Origin of the sequence: Caulobacter sp. SSI4214 (assembly GCF_012184455.1) — a bacterium.
In the GTDB taxonomy this organism is placed as follows: Bacteria; Pseudomonadota; Alphaproteobacteria; order Caulobacterales; family Caulobacteraceae; genus Caulobacter; species Caulobacter vibrioides_E.
Genome location: NZ_SZWJ01000100.1, coordinates 1 through 14487 on the forward strand (window position 1 = coordinate 1; position 14487 = coordinate 14487).

A 14487-nucleotide genomic window follows, 5' to 3' on the forward strand; every position below is an offset into this window, starting at 1 on the left:
GCGCGGCCTCGACCCCGGCATTGAGGGCCAGCAAGTTGGTCTGGAACGCGATCTCGTCGATGACGCCGATGATCTGGGTGATCGACCGCGAGGACTTCTCGATCCCGCCCATCGCCTGAACGGCCTCCTTGACCACCACGCCGCTACGTTCGGCGGCGGCCTTGGCGCTGAGCGTGACCTGGCGCGCGCGTTCGGCGCCTTCCGAGCTGCGCTTGACCGTGGCGGTGATATGGTCGAGGGCGGCGGCGGTCTGTTCCAGGCCGGCGGCCTGCCGTTCGGTCCGCCTCGAGAGATCGTCGGCGGCGGCGCTGATCTCGGCGCAACCGCCGCGGATGCTGCGGGCGGCGCTGAGGATGCCGGCCATCGTGGCCTGCAGGCTTTCGACGGCGGCGTTGAAGTCGCGCGGCATCTTGGCCGCCTCGCCTTGGAAACCATCCTCGCGCATCCGCCAGATCAGATCGCCGTCGGCGAGACGCTCCATGCCCTCGCCCAAGGTGGCGACGGCGCGCGCCTGGGCGCGGGCGAAGGCCTCGGCCTCCTCGGCGTGCTTCTGGCGCTCGCGCTCGGCGACGGCGCGCTCGGCCTCCTGCTCGGCGCGGCGGCGCTGGCCGTCGGCCAGATCGTGGCGGAAGCCGTCGAGCGCGCGGGCGATGGCTCCAATCTCGTCGCCGCCGTCGATGCCGGGCACGGGCTCGTCATAGCGGCCGGCGCTCAGCCGATCGACGCTGCGGGTCAGGCCCGTCAGCGGCTTCTTCACCAGCGCGGCGCTGGCGAAGAACAGCGCGGCCAGCACGGCCGCGGTGATCACCAGCCCGCCAACGAACAGGATCTTGGCCAGACGGTCGGCCGGACCGGTGATCGCCGCGACCGGCACGTCCATGACCAGAGCCCAGGTGGTGTTCAAGGCCGGCATCGGCACGGGACGGATGATGCGCGCCATCGGCACGCCGTTGTCGACCACGCCTTGGACCTCGACCGCCTCGCCGCCCGCCAGGACGCCTTGCAGTTGATCGGCGCCGACATCGACATAGGGCTTCATGCGCTTGGCCGGGTCGGAATGGGCCAGCCACTTGCCCGTCGAGGACAGCAGCATCACGTGGCCGCCGCCCAGCGGCTTCAGGCCCGAGAGTTCGCGAGAGATGCTGTCCAGGGCCATGTCCAGGCCCGCCACGCCGATGAACTTCCCATGCGAGAAGACGGGATAGACCACGGAGGTCATCAGCACGGACTTGCCGGCCACGTCGTAAGGATAGGGCTCGACGACGGCGGCCTTACCCGTCTGCTTGGGAACGGCGTAGTAGGGCTCGGCATATTCGTTGCCCTGGTCCAGCGGCTGAAAGATCACCTTGCCGCCGTCGTGCACCCAGTAGGGCGAGAAGTTTCCGGCCTTGTTGGCGCCGAGAGCCGTATTGCCCGCCATCTCGGCGTCCTTGCCGTCGAAGGCGTTGGGCTCGGCCATGAACCAGCTGCCCAGCACCATGTCAGAGGACTCGGCGTTCGGCTTCAGCATCCCGATCACGGTGGCGCGGTCGACCATGCCGCTTTCGTGCGCCGCCCCGATCGAGACGGCCATGGACCGCACGGTCGACTGCACCTTGCCCAGGTCGGCCTGAACGCTCTGAATCGCGTCGTCGGCGACCGCCCCCGCATAGCGGTTGGTCAGGCCCGAAACGATGGCGCTGGTGTGGGACGACACGGCCACGGCCGCCGCGATCAACATCAGACCAATCGCGAGCCCGGCCACCAGGATCAATTTCCAGGCGATGGTCAAACGACGGAACGCTGTCATCTAGGAGAATCTCCGGCCGCGACTATGGCTTTGACCATCTCTCGCGCCCGAATCCTAAACTCCGCGTTAACCATACCGAACGCTCGCGCGACCGCGACAATACGCCACGATCCATCTAAGCCAGCCGGGCTCTACCGCGCGAAGCGGGCCTTCACCGGCGCGTAGCTGTCCCACACCTGGCCGTCACTGACGGATCGCAGCAGCTTAACGTATTCGGCATGGCTCCAGGCCAGAGGCGTGGCGCTGTCGGTGCCCTTGCCCCGCGTGTAGCCGTGCGGGCTGTCGGCGCCGACGCCGTCCCAGACCTGCTCGGGGATCAACAGGCCTTCGTTGGCGAACAGCTCCATGGCGCGAACATAGGTGTCGCGAATGCGCTTGAGCGCGGCGGGGTCGGGCCGGCCAGACAGGCCCGCCAAAGCCAGCGCGTAGTGACCCCGTTCGCCGGTGAAGATCGGCCACACGCGACCGCGCTGTCCCGGCCGCATCCGCCCGTCCGCGCCGTAGTTGGCGCCGGTCTTGACGTCTTCGCCATAGCCGTCGACGCCATAGCGACGCCAGCCGGGGAAAGTCCCCTCCACGCCCGGGAACGTGAAGTCGTACCGGACGCGATAAAGGTCCTCCATCGCTTGGTCGTCCAGCTTGGGCAAGGTCGCGACGATGGCCGGATCGTCCGCGCGGCGCACGCCGTAGCGCACAAGCTCCAGGAAGCCGGCGTCCAGCATCTGATCCTCGGGAACCGCCGCCTGACCGTTCCGCGCCTCGACCTTGCTCTTGTTGTCGGGATCCTGGTCGCCATTCAGGCGCAGATAGTAGTGACCGTCGCCGAACGCGCCCTTGGTCGTCACCATCCGGGCCTCGACCTTGCTGGAGTAGTCGTCGGCGGTCTTGCGATAGAGATCCGCGCCGGCCTTGTCGCCCGCGGCCTCGGCGATGTCGCCGGCCACGACCAGGCCCGCGATCACGGCGGCGGTCGTCGAGGGCGAATAGCCGCCCTGCTCTTCCCAGCGTTCCTGCTGGGTGAACGGCGGGGTGATCGTCGCATGGTTCCAGCCCAGATCGACCTTGCCGCCCTTGACCAGGAAATCGGCGGCCGGCTTGAGCATACGGCCGTAATAGGCCTTCAGCTCGCCTTCCGACAGCCAGCCCAGTTTCCAGAGCTTCCAGCCCAGCATGATCGGCATGGCCGTCTGGTCCAGCTGGACGCCAACCCACTCGGGCGTCCCGTCGACGTGCGACTTCTGCAGGAACCAGCCGCCGTCGCCCTTGTTGCCCGGCGTCTTCGGCCCGACCTGCACGGTCGGCAGATACCGGAAGGCCGCCAGCGGGGTTTCCCGATCGCCCAGGGCCGCCAGGGCCATGGCGCACTGATAGAAATCGCGCGGCCAGACGGCCTTGTAGCCGGTGGAGGACTTGGTCGCGTCGACGCTGTCGCCCCAGGGGTTGGACAGCGAGGCGATCAGGGCGCCGGCGTGGGTGCGATCCTCCTGAACCTTGAGCATCAGGGCCGAGGCCTGAACCAGCTTGCCGCCATCCTCGGACGCGGCGCGCAGGCGCGGCAGCTCGCTCAGCGAGGCCAGATAGTCCTCCCAGCCGACGCGATCGCCCTCGCCGTTGAAGCGGGCCAGCACCTCGCGATAACCGGTCTTGAGAGAGGCGCTCGCCGCGGAGCCGGCGGCCTTGGCGTTGCGGCCAAAGCCGATGACGAAGTCGTAGGTCGCCGCCTTGGCCACGGCGGGCATCTGGCCGGTCAGGACGATCGCGCCCTTGGCCGAAACCGTCGTGGCCTTGAGGCCGGCGATGGCGTCGTTGTCCTTGAGCGCGCTGGCCGACGCCCTGGCGAAGGGCCTTGAGCCCTTGAGGCTCAGGAAGTCGCGCCCCTCGAAGGCGGTCAGGGCGGCGTTCGAGGCCGCGCCCGTGTCGCCGCCACCGGTGTTGGCCATGTGGGGCTCGAGCACCAGGGTGGGCGTCACCGGACCTTTCAGCGCCTTGACGATCACCCGCACGAACACGGCGTCGCGGTCGGGGTCGGTGAAGATGTGCTTCTCGATGACGAAGCGGCCCTGCTTGTCGGTCGTGATGATCCTGTAGGCCGGCGACAGCGGACGTCCCGCCGCGTCGACATGCAGATATTCGGTCTTCGAGGTGGTGTCCGCGCCCTCCACCGCCAGACCCGTCGCGGTCTGGACGGCGACGCGCATCTGCTTGATCTGGGCCTCGTGGATCATGCCGTACATGGTCTCGGTCAGGATCCCGTTGGCGATCGAGAACCAGACCTTGGACACCGCGCCCGTCTTGCCGCCGGGCTTGTAGGCGCCGTCGACATAGGCCTCGTAGGACGCCCCGACGCCGGTCTTGGCCGAATAGGCCCAGGTGGTCTCGGGCGTCGCGGCGTGGGCGCCAGCGGCGACCAGGGAAGCGGCCGAGGCCAGGGCGAGAAGTTTCAGGCTGCGCATGGCGAGGACCTCGTCAGGCTTTGAAGAAAAGGGGATCAGGCGGGCTGGGTGGCGTCGCGCACGGCGAACACCGCCGCGCCGGCGATGGCGAACGCGACCGCGCCCAGCACCAGGGCGAAGATCGCCTGGCCGCCGAAGAAGGTCTTCAGCAAGAGGCCCAGGACCGTCGCGGCCAGCAGCTGCGGGATGACGATGAAGAAGTTGAAGATGCCCATATAGACGCCCATCTTCCCCGCAGGCAGGGCACCGGCCAGCATGGCGTAGGGCGTCGAGAGGATGGAGCTCCAGGCGAAGCCGACGCCGATCTCGCCGATCCACAACAGGCCCGGCTGGCGCACCACCAGGAACGACAACAGGCCCAGGGCGCCGAGAGCCAGGCAAAGGGCGTGGGCGGCCTTGCGCCCCACGGCCTTGACCAAGAGCGGAATGACGATGGCCGCCAGCGCCGCTACGCCGTTGTAGATGGCGAACAACACGCCCACCCAGTCGGCGCCCTCGTTATAGGCCTTCGAGGTCGGATCGGCGGCGTGGAAATGGACCGCCGCCACCGCCGGCGTGGTGTAGATCCACATGGCGAACAGGCCAAACCACGAGAAGAACTGCACCACCGCCAGCTGGCGCATCGTCCGAGGCATACGGAAGATGTCGGCCAGAACCTCGGAGAAGCCGTTGTCCGTCTGGCCGATCCGCTTGAAGCGCGCTCCGGCGACGCCCGCCGCGCCGAAGCCCAGCAGCAGGACCGCCAGGACGTAGAGCTCCTTCTCCAGACGCGCCGTCCAGACGAGAAAGGCCAGGGCCAGTCCCAAGAGCACGCCGCCGACGCCGATGGCGATATAGGCGTTGACCGACGGCTCGGGCTCCTCGTGCGGACCAAAGCCCGCCGCCCGCCGCTCCGAGGTTTCGAAGGCGCGCAGTTGGTCGGGGCTGTATTCCTTGGTGGTGAACACGGTCCACATCACCGACAGCAGCAGCCCCGCGCCGCCCGTGTAGAACGCGATCCGCACCGCGTCGGGGACATGACCGGCCGGCGCGGTGTTGGCGACATGGAACGCGTTGGTCAGGATCCACGGCAGGGCCGATGCCAGCACCGCGCCCAGACCGATGAAAAAGCTCTGCATGGCGTAGCCGGTCGCCCGCTGCTCGTCCGGCAGGTTATCGCCGACGAAGGCTCGGAACGGCTCCATGGTGATGTTGATCGAGGCGTCCATGACCCACAGGGTCGCGGCCGCCACCCACAGCGTCGGGGCGTTGGGCATGATCAGAAGCGCCAGGCTGGTGATCACCGCACCCCAGAAGAAATACGGCCTGCGCCGCCCCATCCGCCCCCAGGTGCGATCGCTGAAATGACCGATGATCGGCTGGACCAGCAGCCCCGTCGCCGGCGCGGCGATCCACAGAATCGCCAGATGCCCCACGTCGACGCCCAGGGTCTGGAAGATGCGGCTGGTATTGGCGTTCTGCAGGCCGAAACCGATCTGGATTCCGAAGAAGCCAAAGCACATGTTCCAGATCTGCAGCAGACTGAGCCTCTGCCTGGCCATGGATCCTCCGCCCCGCTCCGACCGCCGGTAGCCCCGGCTGGTTCGCAAGTTTTTTCATAATTTGACGCAAGGCGCATTTGCGCATGCGCCTGCGGGAGACGCAATGTAAAATCCATATTTAACAGGACGTATCCGCTCATTTCGACGCCCTCGCCCAGCGCCGCGCCTCACGGAGACGACCAGCGCTTCGACTTTGTTTGCATCCTTTTTCACGGCCGATTCCGTCGAATCCGCGCCTTGCCCGGGTTGCAAACCGGGCCAAACGACGGCTTATGGACGGACTGAAAAAGTTTGCAGAAATCTTTGCATTAGGGACGGCCTGAGGTGAGCAAGGGGGCGACGCGACTGGAGGACCTGGCCAAGCTGGCGGGGGTCTCGATCTCGACCGCGTCGCGGGCCCTCAACGACAGCCCGGCCGTCAACAAGCGCACCAAGCAGCTGATATGGAAGCTGGCGCGCGAGATGGACTACCCGTTCCGCCGCTACATGCCGGCCGGCCCGATCGGGGCCGAGGCGACCATCGCCATCGTCACGCCCCGCGCCCAGAGCCGCGACAGCGGCATGTCCGACCCCTTCTTTCTCGAGCTCCTGGCCGGCGTCGGCGAGGCGGCGCGCGAGCGCGGCTGCGACGTCATTCTCAGCCACATCGCCCCGGCCAATTTCGAGGACCTGTCGGCGGCCATGACCACCAGCCGGGCCGAAGGCGTGATCTTCCTGGGCCAGAGCTCGCTGCACGCGGCCTTCAACCGCCTCGCCGAGACCGACAACCGCTTCGTGGTTTGGGGCGCCCAGTTCCCGGACCAGAACTACTGCTCGGTCGGCTCGGACAATATCCATGGCGGTCGGCGCGCGACCCTGCATCTGGCGCGCCTGGGCCGAAAGCGCATCGTCTTCCTGGGCGACACCGAAGCGCCCGAGGCGATGCACCGCCATCGCGGCTATCTGGACGCGCTGGAGCAGGCCAAGCTGGAGGTCGATCCCGCGCTGATCGTGCCCGCCCATTTCGAGGTCGAGTCGGCCGAGGCGGCGCTGGATTCCCTGATCCACAACGGCGTCAAGTTCGACGGCGTGGTCGCGGCCTCCGACCTGATCGCGCTCGGCGCTCTAAGGGCCCTGAAGCACGCGGGCCTTTCGGTCCCCGCCGACGTCTCGGTGATGGGCTTCGACAACGTGCCGTTCAGCCGCTACGCCAGCCCCGCGCTGTCGACCATCGCCCAGGACACCGCCAAGGCCGGCCGCCTGATGGTCTCCAAGCTGCTGGACAGCGGCGAGCGCGCCAGCCGCTCGGAGCGGGTGCCGACGGATCTGATCATCCGGGAAAGCTGCGGGGGCTGAAAGCTCCCGGCGTCCGCGGAGGAAATCGGCTTCGGAAAGCCATCACCCCCGCCGCGCGATCACCCCCGCGCATGGCGGCATCTCGCCTTCCCCGCCAAGGTTGACGCCGTCGACCAGAGTCCAGCCGTCCGGCAGCGACCAGGCCGCGCGCTCGTGACCGAGATTGAAGGCCAGCAGCAGGGCGTCGTCGCCCTCGCCGCGCTGGAAGATCAGCAGCGGGCTATTGGTCTCGAGGAAGCTGATCGCGCCGGTGCGCAGCGCCGGATAGGCCTTGCGCAGCGCGATCAGGCGACGCGCCACGTGCAAGGTGGAGCGCGGGTCGGCTTCCTGAGCGTCGACGGCCAGGGCCTGGTGCTCGGGATCGACCGGCAGCCAAGGCTCGACGGGGGAAAAGCCGGCGTTCAACGCGCGCGCGATCCAAGGCATGGGCGTGCGCGCGCCGTCGCGCCCCAGCGTCTGGGGCCAATTGGCGATGGCCTCGGGGTCCTGCAGACGCTCGAAGGGCACATTGGCCTGGGGCAGGCCCAGCTCCTCGCCCTGATAGACGAACACATTGCCGCGCAGCCCCATCAGCAGCAGCAGGCACATCTCGGCGAAGGCCTTGCGGTCGCGCCCCTCGGCCCAACGCGACACCGCCCGGGGCGCGTCATGGTTGGAGAAGGTCCAGGACGGCCAGCCCTCCCCGTCTTCGCCAGGCCACATGGCCGCGCCCTTGGGGATCATGTCCCCGGTCAGCTTGTCGGCGTAGAGGTAGAGGAAGCCATAGGCGCTGTTCAGGCGATCGTTTCCGGCGGTGAACAGCTTCATCTCGCGGTCGGCATGGTCGCCGCCCACCTCGGCCACCGAGAAGCGGCCGCCGCTGGCGTCGGTCAGGGCCCGGATCCGGCTCAGGAATTTCGGGATGTCGGCGTGGCTCTGGTTGAAGATCTTGTCCTGGAAGTCGAACGGCCGCGTCCGCTTGCCGCCCGGCGGCAGCGGCGGGTTGTCGGTGAACTTCGGGTCGTGCATCGAGAAGTTGATGGCGTCGAAGCGGAAGCCGTCCACGCCCTTGTCGATCCAGAACTGGGTGACGGCCAGCAGGGCCTCCTGGACGGCCGGATTGTGCAGGTTCAGCTGCGGCTGGGCGGCCAGGAAGTTGTGCATGTAGTACTGGCCGCGCCGGGCGTCCCAGGTCCAGGCCGGACCGCCGAACACCGATTGCCAATTGCTGGGCGGACTGCCGTCCGGCTTGGCGTCGGCCCAGACGAACCAGTCGGCCTTGGCGTTCGTCCTGTCCTGACGGCTTTCGGCGAACCAAGGGTGCTCTTCCGAGGTGTGCGAGAACACCAGATCGATGATGATCTTCAGGCCCAGATCGTGGGCCTTGGCGATCATGGCGTCGAAATCGGCCAGGGTCCCGAAGATCGGGTCGATGTCCCGGTAGTCCGAAACGTCGTATCCGAAATCCTTCATCGGCGAGGTGAAGAAGGGCGACAGCCACACCCCGTCCACGCCCAGCGAGGCGATGTGATCCAGATGGGCGGTGACGCCCGGCAGGTCGCCGACGCCATCGCCGTTCGAGTCGGCGAAACTGCGCGGATAGACTTGGTAGATCACGGCGCCGCGCCACCATTCGGCGTTCATCGACGTCTCCGCGCCCGGGCGAACAAGAACCTCAGCTGTCACTATCGTCCCTCGGAAACGCAAATCATGAAGTCGAGCGGCTTGAGCTCGACGGAATAGCTGCCCGGCGCGCTGGCCGATACCGCGCAGGCGCCATGCAGGGCGCGCCAGGCGACGGAACCGGGCTCGACCGCGATATTGGCCTTGGCCGGGCGGTCGCCGGTGTTGAACACCGCCAGCACCTCGGTCTTGCCCGCCAGACGGGAGAACGCCAAGAGACCGGGCTGGTCGCTGGCCAGCCTCGTCACCTGACGTCCGTCGCGCAAGGCCGCCGTGGCGACGCGCAGCTTGGCCAGCTCGGCGATGCGGCCGTAAAGCGCCGCGTCGGTCGCGAAGGCCGAACGCGGCCCCTCGCGCGTCGCGCCGATCGGCCGCTCGGCGTTGTAGCCGGCGACCCGGCTGGGAAACATGTCCTGGCGCGCGGCCGCGTAGTCGCCCTCGCCGGCGAAGCCCTGCTCGTCGCCATAGTAGATCGTCGGGACACCCCGGGCGGTCAGCATGATGGCGTTGGCCAGGGTGACGCGGGCCAGGAGCTCGTCATCGCCGATTCCCGGCCGGGCCTTCCGCACGAACCAGCCGATGCGGCCCATATCGTGATTGCCCAGGAAGGTCGGCAGTTGCCGGGCGCCCGCCTCGCCGCCCTCGTAGACGGAATCACTGACGAAGACCCGCGCCAGTCTCTCGGGGCCGGCCTTTCCGGTGACGACGTCGGTCACCGCGGACTGGAAGGCGAAGTCCAGCACGGCGGGCAACTTGTCGACGCGCGTGTGGCTGGCCAGGATCGCCACGTCGGGATCGAACACCTCGCCAAAGATATGGAAGTTCGGAATGCCCCGCGCCTTGGCGCGCGCCAGCATGGCCGGCGCGAAGGCCCGCCAGAATTCCGGATTCACGTGACGGGCGGTGTCGATGCGGAAGCCGTCGATCCCGAAGTCGTCGATCCACTGGCCATAGATGTCGATGAAGCCCTGAACGACGCGCGGGTTCTCGGTGAACACGTCATCCAGCGTGGTGAAGTCGCCCAGCAGGGAGCTCTCGCCCGCGAACGTGCTCTCGCCGCGGTTATGGTAGTAGATCGGGTCGTTCAGCCAGTCCGGCGCCTTGGCGTGTTCCTGGCCCGCCGGAACATAGGGCGTGTAGGCCCAGTCGGGCCGCGTCAGCTTGCCGAAGTCCTTGCCGTCGAAGCCGTCGTTGATCGGCGCGCCCGTCGTCCCGCCCTTGCGCGTGTAGGGATAGTCGGCGACGCCGCGATAGGGACAGTGACCGCCCGGGCATTCGCGATACTGAATGACGTCGGCCGTGTGGTTCACGACGATGTCCATATAGACCTTCAGGCCTCGGGCGTGGGCCGCGTCGACCAGGGCCTTGAAGTCCGCCTTGGTCCCGAAGTGCGGATCGACATCCGTGAAGTCGGTGATCCAGTAGCCATGATACGCCGCCGACTCGTGGCCCGGATCGCCCTGCACGCTCTTGTTCTTGAAGATCGGCGCCAGCCAGATCGCCGTCGCGCCCAAGCCCTGGATATAGCCCAAGCGTTGGGTCACGCCCTTCAGATCGCCCCCATGGTAGAAGTCGGCGCGCGTGGGGTCGAAACCATCGACCAACGCCCCCCGATCCGCGCCCCCGTGATCATTGGCCGCGTCGCCATTTTCGAAGCGATCGGGCAGGAGGAAATAGATCACCTCGTCCTGGGGCGGGCGCTGTCGGTAGTCGCCAGGCGCGGCGGACGCGGCCGTCGTCAACGCGGTGGCGGCCGTCAAGGCCAGCAGCAGGCGTCGCGTCCAGGACGACATAGCTCCCCTCCCCTAGGCCAACCTTAAGGCGTCGACCCGTCATTGCAATTCTTTGCAAGAATTTGCAGAAGCCGAGCAAGCCTGTCAATCCGGCAGATTGGACCACTTTGCAGCCCCACCAGCCGCACTCACCGCGAATTAGTGGAGCAAATTCGCAACACCTAAGCGGGCCGAAGCATCTCAATCCAGTCGGTTTGCAATTTTTTGGGTTGATTACGATTGGGTAATTTGCAGTAGTTTTCATCAACGGCCCGATCGCATGACTCAAAGCGCAGAGCCGGACAGGGAGGGTGAGACTCATGACCACTGAATTTTCGCGCCGCCGCGCCTGGCTGATGACCGGCGGAGCCACGGGCCTCGCGCTGGCGTTCGCGCTCGGCGGCTCGGCGCACGCGCAAGCCACCGCATCGAATGCCGCCAAGGACGACACCAACGTCGAGGAGATCGTCGTCACCGGCATCCGCAAGGGCATCGAAGGCGCCATCACGCTGAAGAAGAGCTCCAGCTCGATCGTCGAAGCCGTCTCGGCCGAGGACATCGGCAAGCTGCCAGACGTGTCGATCGCCGAGTCCATCGCGCGCCTGCCCGGTCTGACCGCCCAGCGCCTCGACGGCCGGGCGCAGGTCATTTCGATCCGCGGCCTGGCGCCCGACTTCACCACCGCCCTGCTGAACGGCCGCGAGCAGGTCTCGACCGGCGACAACCGCGGGGTCGAGTTCGACCAGTATCCGTCGGAACTGCTGAGCGCCGTCGTGGTCTACAAGACCCCCGACGCCGGCCTTATCGGCCAGGGTCTGGCCGGCACCGCCGACATGCGCACGGTCCGCCCGCTGGCCTTCGGCAAGCGCGCCCTGGCCGTCGGCGCCCGCTACGAGTGGAACGACATCGGCGCGCTGAACGCCGGCACCAAAGCCCACGGCAACCGGGTCAGCATCTCGTACATCGACCAGTTCATGGACGGTAAGCTGGGCTTGGCCCTGGGCTTCGCCCACATGGAGTCGCCCTATCAGGCCGAGCGCTTCAATTCGTGGGGCTATCCCACCGACGCCTCGGGCAAGAACCTGGTGATCGGCGGCGCCAAGCCCTATGTGCAGTCGAGCATGTTGAAGCGCGACGGGGTGATGGCCACCGTCGAGTTCGCCCCCACCGACCGCTTCACCTCGACGCTGGACGGGTTCTACTCGAAGTTCAAGAACCACCAGATCCAGCGCGGCGTCGAGCTGCCCCTGGTCTGGGGCGGCGTGCCGCTGACCAACGCCACGGCCTCGAACGGCGTGGTGACCAGCGGCGCGTTCAACGGCGTCAAGGGCGTCGTCCGTAACGACGGCAACAATCGCGACGCCACCATCAAGTCGCTGGGCTGGAACAACCAGTTCAAGGCCGGCGACGGCTGGACCCTGACCAGCGACCTGTCGTGGTCCAAGGTCGATCGCACCGACATGGTCCTGGAGTCCTATTCGGGCACCGGCCGCTCGGGCGCCGGCGCGACCGACAACATGACGTTCAACGTCAACGGCGATGGCGAGACGATCTTCAAGTCGACCCTGAACTACGCCGATCCCAACACGATCAAGCTGACCAGCCCGCAAGGCTGGGGCGGCGACATCATCAGCGGCGGCCAGGACGGCTATCTGAACCAGCCGCATATCGTCGACGAGCTGAAGGCCGCGCGCTTCGCCGTGACCCGCGCGCTGGACGACGGCCTGTCCAGCGTCGAGGCCGGCTTCAACTACAGCGAACGCACCAAGGACCTGGTGAACGACGAGTGGTTCCTGCGGGTCAAGGGCTCGCCGGCCAGCGTCGCGATCCCGTCGTCGGCCATCCTGGGCTCGACCTCCCTGGCTTTCGTCGGCCTCGGCAACGTCGTCAGCTACGACCCGTTCGCGCTGGTGAAGTCGGGCGCCTATGACCTGGTCCGCAACCCCAACGCCGACGTGCTGGTCAAGAGCTGGGGCGTCGAGGAAAAGGTCGCCGTCGGCTATCTGAAGGCCAATATCGACGCCGAACTGGGCGGCGTGCCCGTGACCGGCAACTTCGGTTTCCAACTGGTCCACACCGACCAGAGCTCGACCGCGCTGGGCGCCAGCGGCACCGGAACGGGCGTCATCCAGACCAAGCTGTCGGGCGGCAAGAAGTATCTCGACTTCCTGCCCAGCATGAACCTGCAGTTCCGCCTGCCCAACGAACAGAGCCTGCGCTTCGCGGTCGCCCGCACCCTGGCCCGTCCCCGGATGGACCAGATGCGCGCCAGCACCAACTTCGGCTACGACCCCAGCAAGTCCTCCTCGACGAACATCAACTTCTCGCCGTGGAGCGGAAGCGGCGGCAATCCGGCGCTGCAGCCCTGGCGCGCCAACGCCTATGACGTGTCCTACGAGAAGTACTTCGGCCGCCAGGCCTATGTCTCGCTGGCCGCGTTCTACAAGGACCTGAAGACCTACGTTTACGATCAGAGCGTCATCTACGACTTCACCGGCTTCCCGACCGGCGGCAATCCCGCGCCGGTGCTGCGCCAGGGCCTGCTGACCACGCCGCAAAACGGCAAGGGCGGTTCGCTGAAGGGCGTCGAATTCGCCGCCTCGATGCCGTTCGCGCTGCTGACGCCGGTGCTGGACGGCTTCGGCGTCCAGTTCAGCGCCTCGTACACCAAGAGCTCGATCCAGCCGAACCCGGGCGATCCGTCCCAGCCGATCCCGGGCCTGTCCAAGACCGTGGCCAACCTGACCGGCTACTACGAGAAGAACGGCTTCTCGTTCCGGGTCAGCGACCGCTATCGCTCCAAGTTCCTGGGCGAGGTCACCGGCTTCGGCAACGGCCGCAACTACCGCCAGGTCAAGGGCGAGTCGGTGGTCGACAGCCAGATCGGCTACACCTTCAGCGATGGCCCGATGAACGGCCTATCCCTGCTGGTCCAGGTCAACAACCTGACCAACGAGCCCTTCGTCACCTATCAGAACAACGATCCGCGCCAGGTCATCGACTATCAGACCTACGGCCGGACCTATCTGGTGGGCCTGAACTACAAGTTCTGACCGAGGTTCGGAAACCTACAGCGCGCCAGGCGGACCGACCGCTTAAATCGCCCCTGGCGCGCCGATCCCTTCCCCAAGCCTGACAAGGCCCCTGTCGGACCTGCCCGACAGGGGCCCTTTTTTGTCCGCGTCACGGGGCCCGCGCCCGCCCCGCCCACGGGTATGGCGGTTCAAGCTCTTTTTAGGATTGAACCCCATAGTGGCGCTTCATCGTGGGGGAGCGCATCCATGTCGACCAAGTCCATTCGCCTGGCCGCCCTGCTGGCCAGCGCCGCCGCCGCGCTGGGCGCGTGCGCCACGCGCGACGAAGTCGCCGCCCTGCGCCAGCCGCCGCTGCCGCCCGCCGTGGTGGCCAAGGCCTCGCCCGCCCGCGCCTTCTATCGCAACGTCGTCGTCCAGTCGGTGGAAGGCGCGCCGGAGTTCCGCTGGTTCGACGGCGGCGGCGTGGTCACCACCCGCCCGACCCGCGTCCAAGTCGTCCAGAGCCTCGGCGACCACCTGCGCAAGGCCGAGATGCTGGCTCCCAGCCGCCTCGACGCCGAGTACATGCTGTATACGACCTTCGAAGACCTCCGCGGTCCGAATGTCTGGCTGGGAACCGACAAGCTGGCCTCGGCCCGCGTGACCTTCCGCCTGGTGCGCTGGCGCACGGGCGAGGTGGTGCGCGAAAAGACCATCGACGCCGCCTATGAAGCCCGCTGGACCGGCGTGACGCCCGAGATCGCCCGCGCGGCCATCGCCGGCCCGCTGGGCGTCTCCCAGGACCGCGTGCTGGCCCTTCCGGGCGGCGCGATCGGCGGCATCGCGCTGGGCTATTACGTGAATCAGAACCTCGTCGTGTCGATCGCCGACGCGCCCTATGCCGGCCTGGCGGGCGCCGCC

7 protein-coding genes and 1 pseudogene are annotated in these 14487 nt (G+C 67.3%); 3 read left to right on the plus strand and 5 right to left on the minus strand.

Annotation, left to right across the window (positions count from 1 at the left end):
* From FCU40_RS19855 to FCU40_RS19865, 3 genes are all read right to left on the minus strand, one after another.
* On the minus strand, positions 1–1789 hold a 1789-nt coding region (locus FCU40_RS19855), incomplete at its 3' end, for a methyl-accepting chemotaxis protein (protein ID WP_168077302.1).
* Positions 1790–1920: 131 nt separating this feature from the next.
* Positions 1921–4242, minus strand: coding sequence for a glucan 1,4-alpha-glucosidase (locus FCU40_RS19860; RefSeq protein ID WP_168077303.1), 2322 nt, complete (start codon positions 4240–4242; stop codon positions 1921–1923).
* A 35-nt stretch (positions 4243–4277) separates the two neighbouring features.
* A complete protein-coding gene (locus FCU40_RS19865; RefSeq protein WP_168077304.1) occupies positions 4278–5783 on the minus strand; it encodes an MFS transporter in 1506 nt (501 codons plus the stop codon).
* 307 nt (positions 5784–6090) lie between these two features.
* On the opposite strand from FCU40_RS19865, the pseudogene FCU40_RS19870 reads away from it, so the two are divergent.
* Positions 6091–7118: pseudogene (locus FCU40_RS19870) on the plus strand (LacI family DNA-binding transcriptional regulator).
* A gap of 42 nt (positions 7119–7160) precedes the next feature.
* Here FCU40_RS19870 and FCU40_RS19875 read toward each other — a convergent pair.
* Positions 7161–8804, minus strand: a complete 1644-nt coding sequence (locus FCU40_RS19875) for an alpha-amylase family glycosyl hydrolase (RefSeq protein WP_168077306.1) — start codon at positions 8802–8804, stop codon at positions 7161–7163.
* Positions 8783–10573: an alpha-amylase family glycosyl hydrolase gene (locus tag FCU40_RS19880; RefSeq protein ID WP_168077307.1), complete on the minus strand. Its 1791-nt coding sequence runs from the start codon at positions 10571–10573 to the stop codon at positions 8783–8785. Before FCU40_RS19880 ends, FCU40_RS19875 begins: the two co-directional genes overlap by 22 nt.
* A 299-nt stretch (positions 10574–10872) precedes the next feature.
* Here FCU40_RS19880 and FCU40_RS19885 point away from each other — a divergent pair, with 299 nt between their 5' ends.
* Together FCU40_RS19885 and FCU40_RS19890 are read left to right on the plus strand one after the other, a co-directional pair.
* On the plus strand, positions 10873–13605 hold the full coding sequence (locus tag FCU40_RS19885; RefSeq protein WP_168077308.1) for a TonB-dependent receptor: 2733 nt from the start codon (positions 10873–10875) through the stop codon (positions 13603–13605).
* A 228-nt stretch (positions 13606–13833) separates the two neighbouring features.
* Positions 13834–14487 (plus strand): hypothetical protein (locus FCU40_RS19890; RefSeq protein ID WP_168077309.1); only part of this gene is annotated, 654 nt, incomplete at its 3' end.